Genomic DNA, 21,168 nt, shown 5'->3' with positions numbered 1-21,168 from the left:
TGGGGTCGTCTATTCAGATAGACGACCCCAAGCAAAATAGACGACCTGTGGGCGGGGGATCGCCGGCCGCCGGGCTGGCCACTCGGCTCGACTATCCTCAGGGGCATGCCCGTCCTGCCGAGCGCTACGCCTGAACCGACGACGTCGATGCTGGTCGGCGGCGCCCTGCGGGTGTCCGCTCCGCCTGCTCCCGAGCCACTGCCGCACCAGCGGGGGCTGCTGACGGAGCAGATCGCCCGGCGTCTTGAGCGCGATATCCGCTCCGGTGACATCGCGGTCGGTGCGAAGCTCCCGTCCGAGCGTGAGCTCGCGATCCAGTTCGGGGCGAGCCGCAATGTTGTGCGCGAGGTGCTGCGTCGTCTCGAGGCGCAGAACCTCATCGAGGTCGCGCCCGGCCGCGGGTCCTTCGTCAGCGAGCACTCCTCCGCACAGGCGCGTGGCTACGACGCGCTCTACCGGGCCGAGCGACCGACGGTGCGCCAGCTCATCGAGGCGCGCATCCCGCTCGAGGTCGAGATCGTCGGCCTCGCGGCCGAACGCGCCACCGAGGTGGACATCGCCGCGATGGCCGCCGCCAACGACCGCATGGCCACAGCCCAGGACGTCGTCGCGAAGGCGCGAGCGGACCTCGACTTCCACGATGCGATCGCGGCGGCATCGGGCAACCCGGTCCTGCGCGTCATGATGTCGTCGATCAGCGGCCTGATGTTCGAGATGATGCTGCGGTCCAACTCCGACCCGTTGATCGAGGAGGAAGGTGTCCCGCACCACCCGGAGATCTTCGCGGCGATCCGCGCCCGCGACGTCGACCTTGCTCGACACCGTATGCGCGAGCACCTCGCTCTCGGTCTGCGCACCTACGGCTCCGACCTCGACATCAGCCTCGACGTCATGGCCACCCGCCACATCGAGACGCTGCTCCGGAGCTCGCAGGAACGCTGAGCGCGTCAGCGCGCCGACGGCTCCACCTCGGGCTCTGTACGAGTAGAGCCCGATGACAACGCAGCCAGTCAGTGGCGCCCGAAGCCACCTCTGTGCCCCGTCCCCCACATGTGCATCACCCCGCCACCCTCTGCTATGGTCCAACTGGTACTACCAGTTGGACCACCGGTCTTGTGAGGTCGCAAGGCCGCTATGCACGATGTCCTGCAATGCAGCGGAACAGAGAGTACGAGGATAACGATGTCCCTGATACGGCCCCCGACACGCGAGCTGGTCACCGCCAGAGCTGGCGGAATCACCAGCGCCGCCTTGTCCCGCCGGTCCTTCGGCAAGCTGTTCGTCGCGGCGGCAGGAGCGGTCGCGGGCGCCACGGCACTCTCCGCCTGCGCACCGCGCACCGGAGCCCCCGGACCGGATGCACCCCTGCGGGTCATGGCGATCAACCACGTGTGGTCCCAGGCCATCTCGGAGTACTTCCCCGAGTTCGAGGACCTCATCGGTCGCCGCGTCACGATGCAGATGCTCACCGCGGACCAGCTGTCCAACTCTTACAACGTCAAGCTCAACGCCTCTGCGTCGGACATCGACGTCATGATGGTCCGCGCCCTCCAGGAGCAGCTGCTCTTTGCCCGCAACGGCTGGCTCGCCGACCTCACGGGGCGCACCGAGGATGCCGACTACGACTGGTTGGACTTCCAGCAGGCTCCGCGCGACCGCTCGATCACCCGTGGTGAGGTGCTCAGCGTCCCCGTCGTGACCGAGCGCCCCGCGCTGTACTACCGCAAGGACCTCGTCGAGGACTTCGGCGGTGCCCCGCAGACCCTCGACGACCTGCTCTCGATGTCCCTCGAGCTCGCCGACCGCAAGAACAGCTTCTTCGGCTATGTCGGACGCGGGCAGCGGTCCGGCGCCGTGACCCAGTGGTCGAGCTTCCTCTACTCCCACGGCGGCGACTTCACGCTCGAGGACGGCTCCTCCGGCATCGGCACCCCCGAGGCGCTGGCCGCCTACGAGTACTACGGCCGCCTGCTCAAGGAGACGGGGCCGCCCGGGGTGACCAACATGAGCCTCGAGCAGGCCATGCCGATCTTCGCCCAGGGCAAGGCTGCCTTCTACATCGACGCCGACGCGATCTACTCCAACTTCCTCGACCCCGGGATCTCGACCGTCCAGGACACGGTCGGGTTCGCTCCGTTCCCGGCCGGCCCAGCCGGTTCGAAGCCGCACAACATCCCGTCGTGGAGCCTGGGCATCAACACCTTCTCCCGTCTGCAGGACGACGCATGGGCCTTCGTGCGGTGGGCCTCGAGCCCGGAGATGGTCGCCCGGCTCCAGGCCGAAGGCATCCCCGGCGCTCGCCAGTCCGCGTGGTCGGACCCCGCGACCCTCGCCTCCTTCCCGGCCGACCTCGCCGAGTCCATGCGGCTCAATGCCGAGAACGGGATCGGCCACGACCGACCCGAGGTGATCCAGGTGGGCCGAGCCCGCGACATCGTCGGTCGGCCCCTCGTGGCCGGCATCCTCGGCCAGGACGTGGCGCCGGTCGCGCGCGACGCAGACACCGAGTTCGCCGAGTTCCTCGTCCGTGACAACCGTCAGCAGGAGTTCTGATGCCCCGCACCTTCGAGCAGGCCAACCGGCGGCTCAAGTGGACGATGCTGGCGCCGGCCCTCGGCTTCGTCGCCCTGATGATCGTCTTCCCACTGGTCTTCACGCTCAACCTCAGCTTCACCGACGCCTTCGGCGCCGTGAACGCCGACAACAACTACATCGGTATCCAGAACTACATCGATGCCCTCACCGACATGCGTCGCTTCTGGCCGGCCGCATGGCGCACCATCGTCTTCACCGTCGGCGCCGTCACCCTCGAGGTGGTCCTCGGACTGGCCCTCGCGATGCTCATGCGCAAGGCCTTCAAGGGCATGCGGTGGGTCCGCACCGCCCTCATGATCCCCCTGCTCGCGACCCCGGTCGCGATCGGCATCCTGTGGCTGCTCATCCTCGACCCGACCAACGGCATCGCCAACCACCTCCTCGGCTTCGTCGGCATCCCGCCGCAGGAGTTCCTCGGCTCGGTGAGCCAGTCGCTCCCCACGCTCATGCTCATCGACGTCTGGCAGTGGACCCCGATGATGACCCTGCTGCTGCTCGCCGGGCTCACCACCCTGCCTGAGGAGCCCGAGGAGGCCGCCCGCGTCGACGGGGCCAGCTCCTGGCAGCGGTTCCGCCACATCATCGTGCCGATGCTGTGGACGACCCTGCTCACCGCGCTCGTCCTGCGCGCGGTCGACGCCCTCAAGACCTTCGACATCCTCTACGCGACCAAGGGTCCGGGAGGTGGGTCCAACTTCGAGGTGGAGACGCTCAACGTCTACGCCTACGGCCTCACCTTCGACTACCAGGAGTACGGCCTAGCCTCGGCGGTCCTCGTCCTGTTCACCCTCTTCATCATCGGCGTCGTCGTCCTGCTACGACTCCGTCCCGGAAGGAAGTCCGCATGAGCGCCGTCGCCACCCGCACGCACGCCGCGACGGTGACCCCGCCGCCCGTCGTCCTGCGCACACCCCGCCGCTCCCCGTGGGGATGGCTGCGCGGTGTCGCGATCACGATCGTCGCGCTCATCTTCTCGCTGCCGATCGTCTGGATGATCGCCGCGGCGCTCAAGACGAACGTCCAGGTCATGGATCCGTCCGTGGGTCTCTTCTTCTCCCCGACGCTGGAGAACTTCCGCAACATCCTGGCCGACGGCGAGATCGCGCGGTCCATGGGCAACTCGCTCATCGTCGGGGTCGTCTCGACCGTGCTCTCGGCCGTCATCGCGGTCCCGGCAGCCTGGGCGGTCGGACGGTTCTCGATGCAACGCACCGGCTCGATCGTGCTCGTCGCCCGCATCGTGCCCGCGGTGTCACTGCTCGTCCCCTGGTACTACCTCTTCGCCCAGATCGGCCTGGTCGGGACGTACACGGTGCTGATCCTCAGCCACATGTTCGTCTCCGTCCCGCTCATCCTGTGGATCATGATCGGGTTCTTCGAAGGACTCCCGGTCGAGCTCGAGGAGGCGGCACGCACCGACGGGCTGACCGCCTTCGGCGCGTTCTGGCGGATCGCGCTGCCGCTCGCCGCACCGGGCACGGCGACCGCCTCGGTCCTGGCCTTCATCTTCAGCTGGAACAACTTCATGTTCGCGCTGATCCTCGCGGACGAGGACACCAAGACCATGCCGGTGACCCTGTTCAACTTCATCTCCTACGCGAGCACCGACTGGGGCGGCCTCATGGCCGCCGCCGCTCTGATGACCGTCCCGGTCGTCCTCGCCGCGGTCTTCGGCCAGAAGTACCTCGTCGCCGGGCTCACCGCCGGCGCGACCAAAGGCTGACCGGCGCCCAGGCACGTTCCGTCTCACGCAGCACAGCAACCCTCGCAGCAGCAACCCCAGAAAGAGCGCAGAGCACCATGAAGATCATCGACGCCCAGGTCATCGTGACCAACCCCGGACGCAACTTCGTCACGCTGAAGATCACGACGGACGAGGGCATCACAGGGCTTGGCGACGCGACCCTCAACGGCCGCGAGCTGTCCGTCGTGTCCTACCTGCGCGACCACGTCGTCCCGCTGCTGCTCGGCACGGACCCGCACCGCATCGAGGACACCTGGCAGTACCTCTACCGCGGCGCCTACTGGCGCCGCGGCCCGGTGACCATGGCTGCGATCGCCGCGGTCGACGTCGCGCTGTGGGACATCAAGGCGAAGGTCGCCGGCCTGCCGTTGTACCAGCTGCTCGGTGGGGCGAGCCGCGACCGGGTTCGCACCTACGGCCACGCCAACGGCGCCACCGTGCCCGAGCTGTTCGACTCCGTCCGAGCCCGGCTCGCCGAGGGCTACCAGGCCGTCCGCATCCAGACCGGCGTCCCCGGCCTGAAGACCGTCTACGGCGTCCACCAGGGCACCGCCATCGCCGAGGCCGACGGCGTGGCAGGCGCACCGCGCCTCGACCAGCACGCCACGCCGCTCGTCGAAGACTGGGACACCCGCGCCTACCTGCGCCACATGCCGACGGTCTTCGAGGCGGTCCGCAACGAGTTCGGTCCCGAGCTGCCGCTGCTGCACGACGCGCACCACCGGCTCACGCCGATCGAGGCCGCGCGGCTGGGCAAGTCCCTCGAGCCCTACGACCTGTTCTGGCTCGAGGACTGCACGCCCGCGGAGAACCAGGACGGGCTGCGCCTGGTCCGTGAGCACACGACGACGCCGCTCGCGATCGGCGAGGTCTTCAACACGGTCTTCGACTACCAGACGCTGGTCGCCGACCAGCTCATCGACTACGTCCGCTCGGCCGTGACGCACTTCGGTGGCGTGTCGCCGCTGCGCAAGCTCTTCGACTTCGCCGCGCAGCACCAGATCAAGAGTGCCATCCACGGTCCGGAGGACATCTCGCCGGTCGGGATGGCCGCGGCGATCCACCTTGACCTCGCGATCCACAACTTCGGGATCCAGGAGTACTCCGGGTACACCGCGCGCACGCACGAGGTGTTCCAGCACGCCTTCACCTTCGAGGACGGCCACCTGCACCCCGGCGAGGCGCCCGGCATCGGCGTTGAGCTCGACGAGGAGATGGCTGCCGGTCACCCCTACGAGCAGGCCTACCTCCCGGTCAACCGCCTGCAGGACGGGACCATCCACGACTGGTGAGCCGGGACTGTTCCTGCCGACCCGACCCGACCCGACACGCCCCGGCGCCTGCGCGCCGGGGCGTGCTGCGGCGTCGGGCATGCGGCGACGGGGCCACGGCGGAGCTGCGACGACGACGGGTCGTCTATTTTGCTTGGGGTCGTCTATCCAGATAGACGACCCCAAGCAAAATAGACGACCCAGAGGTCTCGCTGAGGTGACGGGCGACTGGGGCTGGCGGGACGACCGCTAGCTGCCGTCCCGCCTGCGTGGAACCGTCCCGCTAGCTCAGCCGCGACCCGATCGACCTGTGCAGCTGCAGCAGGCTCGCCTGGCTGAGCTGGACCGTCTGGGCCTCGAGCTGGCGCAGGACGTGGCCGTCGTTGAGCATCTTCTCGCTCGACTGGACGAGGACGGTGCCGGCGCCGGTGAAGTCGAACTGGCGCTCCTCGTCGGAGTCCATGCCGAAGAACCCGCCGACCACGGACAGGAAGCTGTGCATCCACGCTGCGTCGAAGTGGTGCGACGGGGACGGGCAGTCGGCCCAGCCGACGAGGGCCTGGGGGTCCACCCGCAGCGGCGGCTCGGCGAACATGACGGGCCCATTCGAGGAGGCTAGGAACTTCCCCGTGCCCAGGAGCGTGAGGAAACCGGGGACGATCGACTGCTTGAGGCTCAGCCCCGGCTCGAAGGCCAGCAGGTTGGAGGCGCGGATCGTGAGGTTGCCGTCGTCGAGGTCGAAGGAGTTGATGTTGTACCCGCGGTCGCCGAGGATGAGCTTGCCCTGGCCCTGGGCGACCACCCAGTCGTCGGCGTAGAGCGGCGAGGAGAACTGCGAGGCGACCATCGCGGTGAGGTTCGTCCGCGAGAGCGGCTCGAAGGCCACGTTGCCGTAGTAGGCGATCATCGCGCCCTTGGACGTGAACCAGGGCGTGCCGGCGAGGTCGACGCAGAAGGCGTAGTCGTTGCCGGGGATGTTGTCGTTGACCGGGAGCGTCCCGGGGTTGTGGATCTGGATGCTCATCGCGTCTCCCCTAGAACTTCTTCTCGGATGCCTGCACCCACACGGTGCCCTGGCCGCTCAGCTTGAGCTGCATCGCTTCCCCCGACCCGCGCCCGACGACGTCCCGGAAGCCGACGTGCGCGGACAGGTCCACGGTGATCTGGCCGAGGTGCCCGACGTAGGCCTGCGGGTCCACGACGACCTGCGGCTTCGCCCCGCCGACGGCCAACGCGATGGCCCCGCCGTGGGAGAGCACCGCGACCGTGCCGTAGCCGGTGACCTGCGTGGTGAACATCCCCTGGCCGGTGACCGCGCCGCGGACCGCCCCGCGCATGCCGCCCTGGGAGGACAGGGACACGATCGACGTCTGCACGTTGCCCTCGTAGGCGAGCATCCGCTCCGCCTCGACCGTCAGCACGCTCGAGCCGTCCAGCTCGATGACCTCGACGTAGAGGCCGTCGCGGCCGAAGTAGACCGTCCCGGAACCCTCGGCGACCATGAGGCCCACGTGCTCGCCCTGCATCATCCGCCCGGCGGCGCCGGCGATCGCCCCGACGCCCGGCATGCCGCCGCCGCCCCCGCTCATCGAATAGGGGGTGAAGACCACGTCGCCCGTGTAGTAGAGCATCGACCCCTGGCGGGCGAACACACGCTGCCCGGGGTGGATCGTCGTCTTGAGGACCTTGTAGTTCTCGAGCTCCATGGCCATGTCAGCGCTCCTCTGGCTGGATGTAGACGATGCCCTGGCCGTCGAAGCGGAGCGAGAACGCCTCGCCGTTCCCGCCGCCGACGGCCGAGCGCCACGTGACGTCGGTGACGAAGGTCTGGTTGAGCTGGCCGTGGAAGGCGACGAAGGCGTCCGGATCCACGACGAGTGGGTACTGCGGGGCGACTTCGAGGGCGATGATCGGCCCGCCGGCCGAGAGTAGCGCGATGGTGCCGGTTCCCGTGACGGTCGTGGTGAACAGGCCCTGCCCCGACGTCGCCCCGCGCAGCCCGGTGAACTTCACGTCCGTGCGCAGCTGCCCGACGAGGGCCAGCAGCTGGGAGGCCTCGACGTGCAACGCGTCGTTGGTGAGCTCGAGGATCGTGATGTCCTGGGCGTCGACGGCGAAGTACACCGTGCCGCTCCCGGTCACCTCCATGAGCGAGATGGACTCTCCGGTCATCTTGCGCTTGAAGGCGGCCTTGAAACCGTCACCGCCGCCCATGCCGGCGTTCTTGAAGGCGACAGCGCCGTCGTAGGCGACCATCGACCCGGTGATCGCGCGGATCGTCTCGTTCGCCAGGTCGGCGACGAGCACGCGGTGCCCTTGCATCCTCAGCTGTGCCACGAAGCTCCTCATGCTCTCTCGGCGCTTGCGCCGACGGCGCCTGCGTTTCCGCCCGCCCCCGGTCCCCGCCGCCCCGCCCCTCGCTGAGTGCACGATTTTGTACGCGACACGCCGGTGCGACACGCGCATCTTCATGCACTCAACGGGGGAGGAGGTAGGTGGGGTGGGTGAGTGGGTCGGGTGTCGGTCGATGATGGCATGGGAGGGGCGTGTTGCGTCACGGGGAGAGGTCCCCATAGGCTCCACGAGGCGGCATCGCGGTCATCCCACGCGTCGCGCAGCACCACACCGAACTGGGATGCACCGGACAAGGAGCACCATGGCCGCCCCCGCAGGCTGGTACGTCGACCCGCAGAACCCGCAGCTGATGCGCTTCTTCGACGGGCAGAGCTGGACCACGCAGACCCAGGCGGCGCCCGCCCAGGCGCCCCAGCAGGGCCCGACGACGCAGCAGGGCTGGCAGGGTCAGGCGCAGAACCAGCAGGGTCAGAACGGTGCGGGGGTGTCCTACCAGCACCCCGGTCGCCAGTCGGCAGACCAGCAGCAGTCCGGCTACACCCAGCCTGGTCAGCAGTCCGGCCAGCCCGGGTTCGGCCAGCCCGGCTTCCAGCCGAGCGGCTATGGCCAGCAGCCCGGCGTCGGGCAGCCTGCCACCCAGCAGCCAGCCAACAACCACCAGCCAGCCAATCAGCAAGCCGGTGCGGGCGGCTTCCAGTTCGGCGGCGGCCAGCAGATCCCGACCGCGGACCGGCCGACGACCGGGTCGCCGCGCGGGGTGAAGATCGCCATCGCGGGTGCCGCGGTCGGCGTCGTGGCGATCATGGGGATCGGCATGGCCATGAGCGACGACCCCACCGCAGGGTCCGCGTCCAGCACCGGCGTCAAGATCCAGGAGCCGCTCCCGAGCGGCTATGACTGCGACACCCTCAACGACGACACCATCTCGGCCTCCGCGGGCAACAGCAGCGACCAGCAGCTCGTCGCCACGAGCGGGTTGACCGTGGTGAAGGACCGCATCGACGACGCCAAGGTCCCCGAGCAGGGCAAGAGCATGGAGGTCTTCGCCTGCTCCGGCACGTTGACCTTCGGCGACGGCACCGAGATCGACGGAACCGTCATGCTGACCCTCGAGGACGACGGCTTCTTCTACGTGGGCCTGGGCTGATCAGGTCGTGAGGCGGCGGGACGGGCGGGGAATGTCCGTCCCGCCTGTGTGGTTAGCACGGGCGTGAGCGAAACAACCAAGAACATCAAGGTCGACATCTGGTCCGACATCGCGTGCCCGTGGTGCTACATCGGCAAGCGCCGTTTCGAGGACGCACTGGCGCGCTTCGAGGCCGCTGGCTTCGACGGTACGGTCGAGATCGAGTACCACTCCTTCGAGCTGGCCCCGGACACCCCGGTGGACTTCGAGGGCTCCGAGATCGACTTCCTCGCCAAGCACAAGGGCATGCCGGCCGACCGCGTCCAGCAGATGCTCGCGCAGGTCACCGAGATCGCCGAGTCGGTCGGGCTGCACTACGACTTCGACGCTCTCCAGCACACCAAGACGCTCAAGGCCCACGAGCTGCTGCACTTCGCCAAGTCCCAGGGCCGGCAGCTCGACATGAAGGAGCGCCTGCTCGGGGCGTACTTCGAGGAGGGCAAGCACGTGGGCCGGGTCGACGATCTCGTCGACCTCGCCGCCGAGATCGGCCTGGACCGTGACGAGGCGCGCCACGCCCTCGAGAGCGGGGAGTTCGCCGCCGACGTCGAGGCCGACTTCGCCCAGGCGATCGCCTACGGCATCCAGGGCGTCCCGTTCTTCGTCGTCGACTCCCGCTACGGCGTGTCCGGCGCGCAGGACCCGGCCGCGTTCGTCCAGGTCCTCGAGCAGGCCGTGGCCGACGCCGCGACGCAGGCATCCGAGGACGCCTCACCCGAGGTGGTTCCCGATGCCCGTTGACCGCGCCGCCGAGGCGGCCGCCGCGCCGTCCGGCGAGCAGCCAGCGCCGCTCGCGGCGCCGTCCTTCGTCATGGTCGGCGCCGACGACGCCGGTATCTGCATCGACGGGGTGTGCGCCCTGCCGTCCTCGCCGGCCCAGGCCTGACGGGCGCGCCCCCGGAAACCTCTAGGCTCTGGGGGTGACCAACACGATCGGTGAGACTGCTCCGCCCGCGGCGACGGACCCCCTCGCGACGGCAGACCAGCCGACGCCGACTGCTGCGTCAGCAGCCTTGCCCACGGCCTCACCCGCCCGCTGGTGGTCCCGGCTGGTCCATGACCCGGCTCTGCCGCCCGTGCCCCGCATCCCGCGCTGGTGGTCGCTGCACGGCGTCGGCTCCTGGTTCGCGGTCGTGTTCTTCACCTGGTCGATGACCCCGTCCCTGCTGCCCCGGCCGTGGTACCTGCAGGCCGTGGCGACGGGGATCTGCGTGGCGCTCGGCTACGGCGTCGGCACCACGGTCGCGGCGGGGCTGCGCAAGCTCGGCTTCTCCCCGGACTGGTCGGCGCGCGCCCGCCGCTGGGGCTGGATCGCGCTCGTGATCCTCATCGTCATCGAGGTGCCCACGGCCCTCGTCCTGGGCGCTCGGTGGCAGACGATCACCCGGGAGCTCGTCGCCATGCCGGGCGGCGACGGATGGCTGTGGGTCCTCATCCTGCCCCTGTCCGCGCTGGTCGCCGTGGGCCTCATCGCCTTCGGGCGCTTGGTCATCTGGGTGGGCAAGCGTGTCGCCCGCTTCGGGTCCCGGTTCATCCCGGCGCTGCCGGCCAAGATCGTCGGCGCAAGCGTCGCGATCGTGCTCACCGTGATCCTCGTCCAGGACGGCGTCCTGGCTGGGGTGCTCGCGGTCGGCGGGAACATGGCCGCGGCCACGGACCGCCTGGAGGTCGACGGAGTCGACCAGCCCGACGCCCCCGAGCGTTCCGGGTCGCCCGCCTCCCCCGTCGCGTGGGAGGACCTGGGTCGCAACGGTCGTGCCTTCGTCGCGGACGGGCCCACCGCGGCCGACCTCGAGGCGTTCAACGGAGAGCCCGCCCTCACCCCGATCCGCGCCTATGCGGGCCTCGGCTCGGCGAGCGACGTTCACGACATCGCCGCGATCGTCGTGGCTGAGCTCGAGCGCACCGGCGCCTTCGACCGCGCGGTCCTCGCCGTCTCCACGAGCACCGGCAGCGGATGGGTCAACGAGTCCACGACCATGGCCCTGGAGTACCTCTACAACGGGGACACCGCCGTCGCGGGCATGCAGTACTCCTTCCTGCCCAGCCCGCTCGCCTTCATCGCCGACCGCGAGACCCCGCAGGACGCCGGGCAGGAGCTCTTCGACGCGGTGTACGACGTCTGGTCCGACCTCCCCGCCGACGACCGTCCCCAGCTTGTCGTCTTCGGTGAGAGCCTCGGCTCCTACGGCGGTCAGTCGGCCTTCAGCGGTGCGGACGACATGGTCGCCCGCAGCGACGGCGCGCTGTGGATCGGCACCCCGAACTTCGCCGAGCCGTGGGGTCGCATCACCAACCGCCGCGACGCGGGCTCGCCCGAGCGCCTGCCCGTGGTCGACGACGGCGAGCACGTGCGCTTCGCCGACTCTTCCGACGACCTGGAGGGCCTGGGGGCGTGGGAGGCCCCGCGCGTGGTCTACCTCCAGCACGCGACCGACCCGATCGTGTGGTGGTCCCCGGACCTGCTGCTGCGACAGCCGGACTGGCTCAAGGAAGACCTCTCACCAACCGTCAACCCTGAGATGAACTGGTTCCCCTTCGTGACGTTCTGGCAGGTCACCGTGGACATGGTGTTCTCGATCGACACGCCCGACGGCTACGGCCACAACTACGAGCTCGGCACGATCGACGCCTGGGCGGCGATCCTGGAACCCGATGGCTGGACCGCCGACGACACCGCGCGGCTGCGCGACTGGGTGACCGCTGACGCCGCGAGCTGACGACGCGCCGCTCCGCCACCTCAAAAATCCGCCTCAGAACTCCGCAGCCTCAGAACTCCGGCATCGCCAGATCGGGGTCGAAGCACGGCGCCCGCAGCAGGGTCGCGGTCGCCCAGCCCGCCCGCAGCAATGCGGCGTCGGTGCCCGGTGTCTCGGCGCTCTCGACCGCCTCGTACTGAAGCTTCACCTTGCCCTCGTCGAGGCGGTACATCGTGCCCTGGACCCGACCGAAGGTCGCCAGGGTCGCCCGGCGCAGCCCGCGCAGGTCGCCCAGCTCGCAGTCCGGGACGTTGATGTTGAGCACCCCGGGAACCCAGCCGGGTGAGACCGCAGGTAGGGTCCCCACCCACTCGACCGCCCGGGCGGTCACCGCCGCGGCGGTCTCCCAGTGCACCGGGTCGGGGGAGTCCAGGGAGACCGCCACCCCGCGGATGCCGTGGGTCATGGCCGAGAGCGCTGCCCCAACGGTCCCCGAGTGCAGGATCGCATTGCCGGTGTTGGCGCCCCGGTTGATGCCCGAGAGCACGAGGTCGGGTCGGGGACCGAAGCCGTCGTGGGCGGCGACGAAGGTGATGTACGCGGGGGTGGCCTTGACCGCGAAGGAGGGCACGTCGTCGGGCAGGCCCGGGGGGCTGGTCTCGGTGAAGATGAGCCGGCCGTCGCGCTCGGCGCTGATCAGCGAGGCGCCCGCGCCGGAGGACTCCCGCGCCGGGGCGGCGACCGTGACGTCGTAGCCGGCCTCGCGCGCGACGGCGGCGAGCACGGCGAGGCCGGGGGAGGTGATGCCGTCGTCGTTGGTGATGAGTGCCCGCATGATTCTCCTCGGTGGTCGTGGGCTGTGGTCGTGGCGGGGTCGGGGGTCAGCGGATCTGGCGCACCTCGACGTGCTGGGCGAGACGCTCGATCGCGTCGCGGCGGCCGGTGCCCAGGCCGCGGCGCGTGGCGTTGAGCGCGCCGGCCGCTGAGCCGAGCCGCACGGCGTCGTGCATCGAGCTGCCGCGGGCCAGTGCGACGGCGATCCCGGCGGTCATCGAGTCGCCCGCGCCGCGGTGGTCCACGGCCCGCACCCGCGGAGTGGTCACCTCCAGGTGCGCGTCGGGCAGGGCCAGCAGCCCGGCCTCGGCCGCCCGGGACACGACGACGGCGCGGGCCCCGGCCGCGAGCAGCGCCTGTGCCCCGGCGCGGATCGCCTCGAAGGTGTCCGCGGAGGCGTAGCCGGCCTCGATGAGCTCGGTGTGGCTGATCTTCATGACGGCGCCGCCGACCTCCGCGACCGCGCGGGCCTGGTCCCCGGAGAGGTCGGCCACGACGAGGCAGCCGGCCGTGCGCAGGTCGGCCGCGAGCCGGTGGAAGAACGAGGTGGGCAGGCCCGTGGCCGCGTCGGCGCCGGTCAGGACGCACACGTCGGCGTCGAGCGCCTCGGTGAGCACCGTGCCGTAGAGGTCGTCCTGCTCGTGGCGGTTGAGCGGCTCCGGCGGCATGACGGCCACCTCTCGGCGTTCGCCCTCGCGCCGGTCGTGGATGTAGGTCCCGTTCCCGTGCGCGGCGCTGGGCCGCAGTGCGAGGTGCTCCCCGTGTGCCAGGTGCGCGACGACGTCCCCGCTCTCCCCGCCGAAAGGCCCGCAGACGACGACGTCGGCCCCCAGGGAGGAGGCCATCCGGGCGATCCACAGCCCCTGGCCGCCGGCGTGGACGTGGATCTCGGGGTGGACCGGCGCGCGCGAGGCCGCGGCGGTGGGTCCGGGGCCGGGCGCCACCGCCGCGGGTTCGATCGTCACGGTCAGCAGCGGCATCGGCGCGAGCACGCACACCCGAGGCTGCCCCGAGGAGCGTTCCTCCACCCCCCGAGCGTAGGCCGCAGCGCCCAACCCCACCCGCGCAAGCCCCCTCTGCAGCCCCTCCCTCCGCCCCCTCCGCTGAGTGCTGGGTCTTACACGCGAAACGCCGGCGTTTCGCGTGTAAGACCCAGCACTCAGCGGATCGGGGGAGGCGGGGGTGGGGCGGCGCGTGCGGGCGGGGGCATACTGCCTGGGTGAGCAGAAGCAGGCCCAGGAGCCGATGGATCAAGCACGACCGGCAACGCACGGTTGCGGCGTACATGGTCGCGGCGCTGGGGGTCGTCGGCCTGCTGTCGACCGTGACCCGCCCGCTGCGCGGGCGATTGCACGACCTGCTCGACATCGTGCCGTCGGTCGTGCCGCACGCGGCCGCCATCACCCTGATCTTTGTCTCCTTCGGCCTCTTGCTCGTCGGGCGAGGACTGCGCAGCGGGCAGCGACTCGCCTGGATCGGAGCGCTCGCGCTGCTGGGGGCGTCGGTCGTGCTGCACGTGACGAAGGGGCTCGACGTCGAAGAGGCGGCTCTCTCGGCCGTCGCCGGGATCTGGCTCGTGACCAAACGGGCGGCCTTCCCTGTCCGGCCGAGCTGGTCTCGCCAGCGGGCCGCGATCTTGTTGGCGGTCGCGGGGACGGTGACCGCGCTGATCATCGCGTACGTGCTCAGCGCGGCGGCCGTGGAGCGCATCCATCCCGACCGCATCGACCACGGGGCACACGCGACGAGGTGGCTGGGTGACGCGCACCGCGGGACCGTCGTCGTCGCGCTTGCGCTGGGGCTGCTGGGGAGCGTGCTGTGGGTGGTGCTGTCGGCGTCGACCCCGCGCCCGCTCGTGGGGGAGGCCCACCGGCGAGAGCGGGAGCGGGCCCGGCTGCTGGTTGACCGATACGGCGACGGGTCCCTCGACTACTTCGCGCTGCGCGACGACAAGCAGTGGTTCTTCACCTCCTCGACCGTCGTGGCGCACACGGTCCGCACCGGGGTCTGCCTGGTCTCCCCCGATCCCATCGGGCCCGACGACGGGCGTGAGGAGGCGTGGGCGGACTTCATGGCCTACGCCGAGCGGAACGGGTGGTCGGTCGCGGTGCTCGGAGCCGGGGCGGACTGGTTGGAGATCTATGAGTCCTTCGGCCTGCGACCGGTGTACCTCGGGGACGAGGCAGTGGTCGACGCCGCGACCTTCACGCTGGACGGACGGGCGATGCGCGGTGTCCGCCAGGCGTACAACAGGGTGAACCGGGCGGGGCTGACTACGACCTTCCACGACCCGCGCACGCTCAGCCCGCACGAGCGGGCTGAGCTGGCTGCGATCGCCACGCAGTCTCGCCAGGGCGACGCCGAGCGCGGGTTCTCCATGACGCTCTCGCGGATGTTCGACCCGGACGACACAGGTCTGCTGCTGTCGGTGGCCCGGGACCACGCCGGGGTGGCGCAGGCCTTCATCCAGTGGGTGCCGTTCGGCGCCGCGGGCGGCGACGGGGAGCACGGCTGGTCCCTCGACGTCATGCGCCGACGGCTCGACTCCGAGCTGCCCAACGGCGTCATGGAGTTCGTCGTGATCGACACGATCACCAAGGTCGTGGCCGACGGCGGCGGGCTGCTCACCCTGAACTTCGCGGTCATGCGTGACTTTGTCGCCGGGGAACGCACCGGGCGGGGCGCCAAGATCATGAGCCAGCTTGTGCGACGCACGACCAGCCATGCGCAGGTGGAGTCGCTGTGGAGGTTCAACGCCAAGTTCGGCCCGCAGTGGCGGCCCCGGTACGCCGTCCTGGGTGCGATCGACTCCCTCGTCCGCCAAGGGCTGGTGATGTCTGAGGCCGAGGGGGTGATCCGCACGCCCAAGATCTTCGAGCCCGGGCGCGCCGACTCCGCCGAGAAAAAGTAGGCTCGACGAGTGGAACCCCCCACCACCCCCGGAGCGCAGGTCGAGGTTCCCCCGGCCGTCATCGATGAGCTCCAGAGCTCCTACTGGGTCTCGTCCTGGTGGTTCGCAGCCCTGGTGCTCGTGGTCGTCGTCCTCCTGATCGCCTTCTTCGTGGTCTGGCTCCGGCGTCGTCGGCACCTGGAAGCGCACCGCAGGCGGGTGGTGCTCGTCAGCGTCGGTGCGACGGTCCTGGTGGTGATCGCGGCGGGGGCGTTCGCCAACAGCTATTCCGGCTACATCCCGAACGCCTCCGCGGCGATCGCACTCGCCAAGGGGCTGGTGGGTTCCCACCAGGCGACCGGAGCGACGTCCACGCGCGGGGGGCTCGAGGTCATCACCATGCCGGGCGACGCCGCAGGATCGATCCCGGCGAGCCAGGCATGGGTCTACACCCCACCCGGGTACGACCCTCAGGGCAGCGTCCGCTACCCGGTGCTCTACCTGTTCCACGGGACCCCCGGCCGTTCCTCGGACTGGTTCGTGGCCGGCAATGCCGACAACGCGATGAACGTGCTGTTGGCCCACGGGCTGGTCGAGCCGATGATCCTCGTCTCCATCGACGTCAACGGCGGGGGAAAGAGGGCGGACACCGAGTGCCTCGACTGGGACGACGGGCCGCGGCTGGAGACGTGGATGCTCTCAGACGTCGTCCCGTTCATCGATGCCAACTACCTGACGGTCCCCGATCGCTCCAGCCGGGCGATCGGCGGGATGTCCTCGGGCGGGTTCTGCGCGCTCAACCTGGCCCTGCGCAACCTCGACACATGGTCTGTGATGCTCTCCTTCGAGGGGTACGGGGACCCGGGATCGGCCGGAGACGATGCGTTCAAGGGGGACACCGAACGGATCCAGGCCAACTCTCCGAGCGTCTACCTGCCGACGATGAAGTTCACCGAGCCGCTCGCCGCCTATCTCGACGTCGGCACGGAGACCCGGGATGTCTACGACGTGCGCGCGGTCGCCCAGCAGCTCGCGGACCGCGGCCAGACGGTCCTGTTCCGGACCAACGAGGGTGAGTCCCACACCTGGTCCGAGGTCCAGGCCGGCCTCCCCTACGCCCTGATCTTCGCCAGCACCCACCTGACCCACCCCGCTCCCTAACCCCACCCCCTTACACCTCCGCCGGCCCCCGCCGGCCTTCCGCTGAGTGCTGGATTTTACGCGCGAAAACCGCCGTTTCGCGTGTAAAATCCAGCACTCAGCGATTCGGGGCGGATGGGTGGGGAAGGGTGTGGGGCGTCAGTTGGTTGACAGTTCAACTAATGAATGGTCAACTAGTTGTATACCCCGAAGGAGAGCCCCCTTGAGCCGCGACATGATCAACCCGGCAGCCGCCACCTACACGCCGACCACCCCCGACCACGTGCTGGCGCCTGACGACCTGCTGGCCGCGGCCACGTCGATGGACGCCGTGACGCTCTACGTCCACGACATCGACGCCATGGTCGACTTCTACACCCGGGCCATCGCGCTCGAGGTCATCGGCTCCGGCTCAGACTCTGGGGCCGCCGACCGCCGCGCCGGCGTCGTGACCCTCGGCCGCGGGACCGTGCCGCTCATCGTGCTGCGCCACGCCCCCGACCTGCCGCGCCGAGTCCGCGGCTCGGCCGGCCTGTTCCACACAGCCATCCTCTTCGAGAGCCGCGCCGCGCTCGCCGCGACAGTCCTGCGCGTGGCCGAGGTCGCCCCGCAGCTCTACACCGGCAGCGGCGACCACCTCGTCTCCGAGGCCTTCTACCTCGACGACCCGGAGGGCAACGGCATCGAGCTCTACGTCGACCGCCCCCGAGACGAGTGGACCTGGGCAGGCGGACGGGTCGCGATGGACACCCTCGCGCTCGACCCGAACGCCTTCATCCGCGAGCACCTCACGGAGGAGATCGCCGCCGCGCCGGGGGCACAGAACGCCATCGTCGGACACGTCCACCTCCAGGTGGGCGACGTCGCGCAGGCGCGCAGCTTCTACGTCGACACGGTCGGCTTCGAGGTCACCGTCGAGATGCCGAGCGCGCTGTTCGTCTCGGCCGGCGGCTACCACCACCACATGGCCATGAACACGTGGGCGTCCATGGGCGCCGGGCCGCGCGCGGTCACCCTCGGCCTCGGCGAGGTCTCGATCGTCGTCCCCGCGCCCGACGACGTCGCGGCCCTCGCGGACCGCCTCGCCCACCACCAGATCGCCTCCGCGCACGACGGCGCGGCGCTCACCTTCACCGACCCCTGGAAGAACCGCATCGCCGTCTCCGCGGCGTGATGCGCTCGGTGGCCTGACCCTCCTGGTTTCTGATCACCGGAACGAGAGTCAGGCCTTGCCGCCCGGTCCGTCGTCGGGCACGACGCCGTCGTCGGCGAAGATCGTCCGGTACTCCTTGGTGAGCGAGCGCGCGAGAGAGTCGCTGGATCTGACGTGCTCGCCGGCCACCTGGGCGGCGGCGGTGCGCAGCAGGGCGCGGGCCTCGCGGACGGTCGTCATGATGAGCCCAGACAGGTCCGTGTGCGGCAGGTCCAGCGCGCCGTCGGAGAACTCGATGTCGCGTAGCAGCCCGGCGTGGTCGACGACGACGTGCACCTCGCGCCCCGGCGACCAGTGGCTCACCTCGAGCGCCTCGATCGAGGCACGCAGCGCCTGGGCCGCGCCGGCCTGCCGCTGGGCCTGGGCCACCCAGGCGTCGATCTGCGCGGTCGCGACCTCCTGAGCCTTCTCGGAGATCCCCTTGGGTCCCCCGCTCGCCTCGGTGACCAGCTCGCCGAGGCGGCCGATCGAGGCGACAAGATCCTTCAACCACCCGCTGAAGTGCAGGACCCACTCGGCCACGGCGGCGCAGGCGTCGGGGATCGCCCACGTGGCACCGAGCCCGGCCGTGCAGGGGGTCTGCGCCACCCACTTGATGACCTTGGCCACGAGATCGGCAATGAGGTCACCGGCGACCGAGCGCACCGTCGCGACGATCTGGCTGGCGACCGTGAGGGCCCCGGCGGTCCCCTTGCACGACGCCGACGCCGACGTGCCGCGCAGGGCGTCGGCGAAGGCGTCGATCTCGCCCGGGTGGCCGGCGATGGAGTCGAGCATCGCGGGCAACGGGTCGAGATACTCCATGAGGAATGCCGCGCCGCTGGCGAGCAGCTCGCCGATCGGATCGGTGATGAACGCGGTCGGCTCCTCCCGCACGCCGATGCCGGCGCCAGCCAGGCTCACCCCGATCCAGTCGCCGTTGCGCGCTGCATCCACGACCGCCTGCGTCACGGTCGCGGTCTCCAGGTTGTCCGCCGTGGCATCCACGAGGTCCCGCATCCGGGTGGTGCCGGCGCTCGCGTCGGCCTGGACGCGGGAGGGGGGGATCCCTAGGAGCGGGGAGCACAGGATCCCGATCCCGTATGTATCGGTCACGGGGGGCCGCGCAGCAGACGGTCGGCGAGGTCGAAGGCCTCGGTCTGATCCGCCGGCAGGCGTGGGTCGATGTCGAGTCCGCGGGTCGCCTCGGCGGCCTGGACCCGCAGGTCGGCCCCCGCCTCTGCGATCGTGGCGAGCACAGCGGTGCGGAGACCGGCGGCATCGAGGCGCATCGCCGCGGAGGCGAGCGTCACGTCCTGGACCAGCCCGCGGTGGTCGACGGCGGCGGTGACCTCACCGCCGGGGGACCGGCCCGACCCGCGCAGCTCCGCGATCTCCACGGCGGCGCGCCGCGCACGGGCGGCCTGCCGGTGCGCGGACGCAAGGGCGTCCTGGACCTGCTCCGCGAGATCTTCCTCGGTCACGCCGCCACCCTCCCCTGCACGAATTCCGCCACCGAGAGTACCCAATGCTCGTCCTCGCTCCGATGGGGAGAAGTCCCCCGATCGGTGTGGCGTGGGCAGGTTGCGAGAAGGTCAGGCAGCCAGGGCCTTGCGGTCGCTCATCCGGCGGGCCACCCGCGCGGTCCCGCGTGAGGCGAGGACCTTGGTGAGGGCCGCCGTCGCGCCGGTGACCGCGGCGAAGGTGACGACGCTGACCAGGGTCGCGTCGTCGTCGTCCACGGATGCGGGGTTGTGCCCGGTGGCCTTGGTCCACAGGGCCGTGACGGCCTTCTGGGCGAGCCACCCGGCGCCGAACGACACGGCGAGTGTTGCGAGCTTGACGGGCATCGACTGGTCCTGGGCCACGGTTCCTCCGAGTTTAGATCAGGTGTCTTCCCTGATCGCCTAACGCTAGTCGGCTCAGCGCGCGACCGCACACCACCGGTCGGAGGTAAACTCGTCGGGAACGACAGGGGAGCGCACACAGCGCTGAGAGTGCGGCCAGACCGCAGACCCTCGAACCTGATCCGGTTAGCACCGGTGTAGGGAGTCGGGAATCTCGCCACGCCCAGCGTGGAACCCCTTCTGAGGCGATCAGTCCAGGAGGACGCAGCACCATGAACACCACCATTGCCCGACGCCGCTTCACCCGTCTCGCTGCCACCACCCTCGCGGGCGGGCTGGTCCTCGCGCTCGGCGCCTGCGGCGCCAGCCCCGCCGAGACGGACGGCCCGGCGCCCACGACGCTCGACGTCGTCGTCCACGACTCCTTCTCCATGAGCGACGAGGCCAAGGCGGCCTTCGAGAAGGAGAGCGGGCTCACGCTCAACCTCATCACGACCGGGGACGGCGGGGCGCTCGCCAACAAGCTGGTGCTCACGACCGATGCGCCGCTCGGGGACGTCGCCTTCGGAATCGACAACTCCTTCGCCTCGCGCGCCGTCGACGCGGGCGTCTTCACGCCCTACACCTCCCCTGCGCTGCCCGGCTCGGCGAGCGATCTGCTACTCGACGATGCCGGGTCGCTCACCCCGATCGACTACGGCGACGTGTGCCTGAACATCGACACGGGCTGGTTCGCCGACCACGGCGTGGCCGCGGCCGCGACCCTGTCAGATCTCACGACGCCGGCGTACAAGGACCTCACGGTCGTCACCAACCCCGCGACGTCCAGCCCCGGGCTGGCCTTCCTCTTCGCCACGATCGGCGCATTCGGCCAGGACGGGTACCTCGACTACTGGAAGCAGCTCACCGACAACGGCCTCAAGGTCGTCGACGGCTGGGAAGACGCCTACTACACCGACTTCACCGGCGCGGGCGGGGACGGTAGCCGTCCGATCGTCCTGTCCTACGCGTCCTCACCGGCTTTCACGGTGACCGAGGACGGCGCGTCCACGACGACGGCGGCGCTGCTCGGCACGTGCTTCCGGCAGGTCGAGTACGCGGGTGTGCTGGCCAACGGGTCGAACCCGGTGGGGGCGCAGAAGTTCATCGACTTCTTGCTGGGGGACGAGTTCCAGTCTGAGCTTCCGGAGTCGATGTATATGTACCCGGTGAATGGGGATGTTTCTGTGCCGGCTGATTGGGCTGCTTTTGCTCCGGTGCCTGCTGAGCCTATTGGTTTGGATGCTGCTTTGATCTCTGAGGATCGGGACTCTTGGATCAAGGCTTGGACTGCTTCGGTGATTGGGTAGCTGGTGTTTCTTGGTGTTCGGGTGGGGCGGGAGGAGGCGGGGCGCCCGTCCTGCCCGGGCGCTCCT

General features: G+C 70.0%; 21 protein-coding genes and 1 riboswitch. Of the genes, 13 read left to right on the top strand and 8 right to left on the bottom strand.

Going from position 1 to position 21,168, the window contains the following annotated elements:
* Positions 1-105: 105 nt before the first annotated feature.
* The 5 genes from BLQ50_RS00800 to manD all read left to right on the top strand — a co-directional run bounded on the left by BLQ50_RS00800 (position 106) and on the right by manD (position 5,631).
* Positions 106-942 carry a FadR/GntR family transcriptional regulator gene (locus tag BLQ50_RS00800; RefSeq protein ID WP_175558964.1) on the top strand — a complete coding sequence of 279 codons (837 nt, stop codon included), beginning with the start codon at positions 106-108 and terminating at the stop codon, positions 940-942.
* Positions 943-1,182: 240 nt separating this feature from the next.
* Positions 1,183-2,553 (top strand): ABC transporter substrate-binding protein, encoded by a 1,371-nt coding sequence (locus BLQ50_RS00795; RefSeq protein ID WP_175558963.1) that lies wholly within the window; start codon positions 1,183-1,185, stop codon positions 2,551-2,553.
* Complete coding sequence (locus BLQ50_RS00790; protein ID WP_093180477.1) at positions 2,553-3,443, top strand: carbohydrate ABC transporter permease; 891 nt, start codon at positions 2,553-2,555, stop codon at positions 3,441-3,443. The genes BLQ50_RS00795 and BLQ50_RS00790 overlap by 1 nt, the downstream gene beginning before the upstream one ends.
* The gene (locus BLQ50_RS00785; RefSeq protein WP_093180476.1) at positions 3,440-4,318 is read left to right on the top strand and encodes a carbohydrate ABC transporter permease; all 879 of its coding nucleotides are present in this window, start codon (positions 3,440-3,442) and stop codon (positions 4,316-4,318) included. Before BLQ50_RS00790 ends, BLQ50_RS00785 begins: the two co-directional genes overlap by 4 nt.
* 77 nt (positions 4,319-4,395) lie before the next feature.
* Positions 4,396-5,631 carry a D-mannonate dehydratase ManD gene (gene manD, locus BLQ50_RS00780; RefSeq protein WP_093180474.1) on the top strand — a complete coding sequence of 412 codons (1,236 nt, stop codon included), beginning with the start codon at positions 4,396-4,398 and terminating at the stop codon, positions 5,629-5,631.
* Between the two features lie 262 nt (positions 5,632-5,893).
* Here the strand turns inward: manD and BLQ50_RS00775 are convergent, their stop codons facing one another.
* Genes BLQ50_RS00775 through BLQ50_RS00765 form a run of 3 tightly spaced genes read right to left on the bottom strand, consistent with a single transcriptional unit; the run spans position 5,894 to position 7,947 of the window.
* Positions 5,894-6,634, bottom strand: coding sequence for an AIM24 family protein (locus tag BLQ50_RS00775; protein ID WP_093180473.1), 741 nt, complete (start codon positions 6,632-6,634; stop codon positions 5,894-5,896).
* Positions 6,635-6,644: 10 nt separating this feature from the next.
* Positions 6,645-7,322: an AIM24 family protein gene (locus BLQ50_RS00770; RefSeq protein WP_093180471.1), complete on the bottom strand. Its 678-nt coding sequence runs from the start codon at positions 7,320-7,322 to the stop codon at positions 6,645-6,647.
* Between the two features lies 1 nt (position 7,323).
* Positions 7,324-7,947: an AIM24 family protein gene (locus BLQ50_RS00765; RefSeq protein WP_245700814.1), complete on the bottom strand. Its 624-nt coding sequence runs from the start codon at positions 7,945-7,947 to the stop codon at positions 7,324-7,326.
* A gap of 319 nt (positions 7,948-8,266) precedes the next feature.
* Between BLQ50_RS00765 and BLQ50_RS00760 the strand changes: the two genes are divergently transcribed.
* From BLQ50_RS00760 to BLQ50_RS00750, 4 genes are all read left to right on the top strand, one after another.
* A complete protein-coding gene (locus tag BLQ50_RS00760; RefSeq protein WP_175558962.1) occupies positions 8,267-9,112 on the top strand; it encodes a DUF2510 domain-containing protein in 846 nt (281 codons plus the stop codon).
* Positions 9,113-9,175: 63 nt separating this feature from the next.
* On the top strand, positions 9,176-9,892 hold the full coding sequence (locus BLQ50_RS00755; RefSeq protein ID WP_093180466.1) for a DsbA family oxidoreductase: 717 nt from the start codon (positions 9,176-9,178) through the stop codon (positions 9,890-9,892).
* A complete protein-coding gene (locus tag BLQ50_RS18465) occupies positions 9,882-10,037 on the top strand; it encodes a hypothetical protein (protein ID WP_175558961.1) in 156 nt (51 codons plus the stop codon). Before BLQ50_RS00755 ends, BLQ50_RS18465 begins: the two co-directional genes overlap by 11 nt.
* 34 nt (positions 10,038-10,071) lie before the next feature.
* On the top strand, positions 10,072-11,871 hold the full coding sequence (locus BLQ50_RS00750) for an alpha/beta hydrolase (protein WP_245700813.1): 1,800 nt from the start codon (positions 10,072-10,074) through the stop codon (positions 11,869-11,871).
* 49 nt (positions 11,872-11,920) lie between these two features.
* On the opposite strand, the gene surE is transcribed toward BLQ50_RS00750, so the two are convergent.
* A complete protein-coding gene (surE, locus tag BLQ50_RS00745; RefSeq protein ID WP_093180465.1) occupies positions 11,921-12,685 on the bottom strand; it encodes a 5'/3'-nucleotidase SurE in 765 nt (254 codons plus the stop codon).
* A 46-nt stretch (positions 12,686-12,731) separates the two neighbouring features.
* Entirely contained in the window at positions 12,732-13,712 is a 981-nt protein-coding gene (locus tag BLQ50_RS00740; protein ID WP_245700812.1) for a 1-phosphofructokinase family hexose kinase, read from the bottom strand.
* A 191-nt stretch (positions 13,713-13,903) separates the two neighbouring features.
* On the opposite strand from BLQ50_RS00740, the gene BLQ50_RS00735 reads away from it, so the two are divergent.
* The 3 genes from BLQ50_RS00735 to BLQ50_RS00725 all read left to right on the top strand — a co-directional run bounded on the left by BLQ50_RS00735 (position 13,904) and on the right by BLQ50_RS00725 (position 17,888).
* Entirely contained in the window at positions 13,904-15,595 is a 1,692-nt protein-coding gene (locus BLQ50_RS00735; protein WP_139185651.1) for a phosphatidylglycerol lysyltransferase domain-containing protein, read from the top strand.
* Between the two features lie 9 nt (positions 15,596-15,604).
* Positions 15,605-16,735, top strand: a complete 1,131-nt coding sequence (locus BLQ50_RS00730) for an alpha/beta hydrolase (protein WP_093180462.1) — start codon at positions 15,605-15,607, stop codon at positions 16,733-16,735.
* A gap of 301 nt (positions 16,736-17,036) precedes the next feature.
* A complete protein-coding gene (locus BLQ50_RS00725) occupies positions 17,037-17,888 on the top strand; it encodes a VOC family protein (protein WP_245700886.1) in 852 nt (283 codons plus the stop codon).
* 48 nt (positions 17,889-17,936) lie between these two features.
* Here BLQ50_RS00725 and BLQ50_RS00720 read toward each other — a convergent pair whose 3' ends face one another.
* The 3 genes from BLQ50_RS00720 to BLQ50_RS00710 form a co-directional block, all read right to left on the bottom strand.
* The gene (locus BLQ50_RS00720; protein WP_093180459.1) at positions 17,937-19,022 is read right to left on the bottom strand and encodes a YbaB/EbfC family nucleoid-associated protein; all 1,086 of its coding nucleotides are present in this window, start codon (positions 19,020-19,022) and stop codon (positions 17,937-17,939) included.
* Positions 19,019-19,390, bottom strand: coding sequence for a YbaB/EbfC family nucleoid-associated protein (locus BLQ50_RS00715; protein ID WP_093180457.1), 372 nt, complete (start codon positions 19,388-19,390; stop codon positions 19,019-19,021). The genes BLQ50_RS00720 and BLQ50_RS00715 overlap by 4 nt, the downstream gene beginning before the upstream one ends.
* A 111-nt stretch (positions 19,391-19,501) precedes the next feature.
* Complete coding sequence (locus BLQ50_RS00710; protein WP_093180456.1) at positions 19,502-19,774, bottom strand: DUF4235 domain-containing protein; 273 nt, start codon at positions 19,772-19,774, stop codon at positions 19,502-19,504.
* Positions 19,775-19,869: 95 nt separating this feature from the next.
* A riboswitch (TPP riboswitch) is annotated at positions 19,870-19,974 on the top strand.
* A 51-nt stretch (positions 19,975-20,025) separates the two neighbouring features.
* Here BLQ50_RS00710 and BLQ50_RS00705 point away from each other — a divergent pair.
* Positions 20,026-21,102 carry a thiamine ABC transporter substrate-binding protein gene (locus BLQ50_RS00705; RefSeq protein WP_093180454.1) on the top strand — a complete coding sequence of 359 codons (1,077 nt, stop codon included), beginning with the start codon at positions 20,026-20,028 and terminating at the stop codon, positions 21,100-21,102.
* The last annotated feature ends 66 nt before the right edge of the window (positions 21,103-21,168 follow it).

It is taken from the genome of Sanguibacter gelidistatuariae (genome assembly GCF_900096585.1).
Lineage (GTDB): Bacteria > Actinomycetota > Actinomycetes > Actinomycetales > Cellulomonadaceae > Sanguibacter > Sanguibacter gelidistatuariae.
The sequence above is the reverse complement of the archived record's forward strand: the minus strand, read 5'-3'. Positions and strand labels throughout refer to the sequence as shown.

Coding starts and splice junctions, on each gene's coding strand:
- BLQ50_RS00800 (WP_175558964.1), top strand. CDS start 106: ATGCCCGTCCTGCCGAGCGCTACGCCTGAACCGACGACGTCGATGCTG.
- BLQ50_RS00795 (WP_175558963.1), top strand. CDS start 1,183: ATGTCCCTGATACGGCCCCCGACACGCGAGCTGGTCACCGCCAGAGCT.
- BLQ50_RS00790 (WP_093180477.1), top strand. CDS start 2,553: ATGCCCCGCACCTTCGAGCAGGCCAACCGGCGGCTCAAGTGGACGATG.
- BLQ50_RS00785 (WP_093180476.1), top strand. CDS start 3,440: ATGAGCGCCGTCGCCACCCGCACGCACGCCGCGACGGTGACCCCGCCG.
- manD (WP_093180474.1), top strand. CDS start 4,396: ATGAAGATCATCGACGCCCAGGTCATCGTGACCAACCCCGGACGCAAC.
- BLQ50_RS00775 (WP_093180473.1), bottom strand. CDS start 6,634: ATGAGCATCCAGATCCACAACCCCGGGACGCTCCCGGTCAACGACAAC.
- BLQ50_RS00770 (WP_093180471.1), bottom strand. CDS start 7,322: ATGGCCATGGAGCTCGAGAACTACAAGGTCCTCAAGACGACGATCCAC.
- BLQ50_RS00760 (WP_175558962.1), top strand. CDS start 8,267: ATGGCCGCCCCCGCAGGCTGGTACGTCGACCCGCAGAACCCGCAGCTG.
- BLQ50_RS18465 (WP_175558961.1), top strand. CDS start 9,882: ATGCCCGTTGACCGCGCCGCCGAGGCGGCCGCCGCGCCGTCCGGCGAG.
- surE (WP_093180465.1), bottom strand. CDS start 12,685: ATGCGGGCACTCATCACCAACGACGACGGCATCACCTCCCCCGGCCTC.
- BLQ50_RS00725 (WP_245700886.1), top strand. CDS start 17,037: ATGGACGCCGTGACGCTCTACGTCCACGACATCGACGCCATGGTCGAC.
- BLQ50_RS00705 (WP_093180454.1), top strand. CDS start 20,026: ATGAACACCACCATTGCCCGACGCCGCTTCACCCGTCTCGCTGCCACC.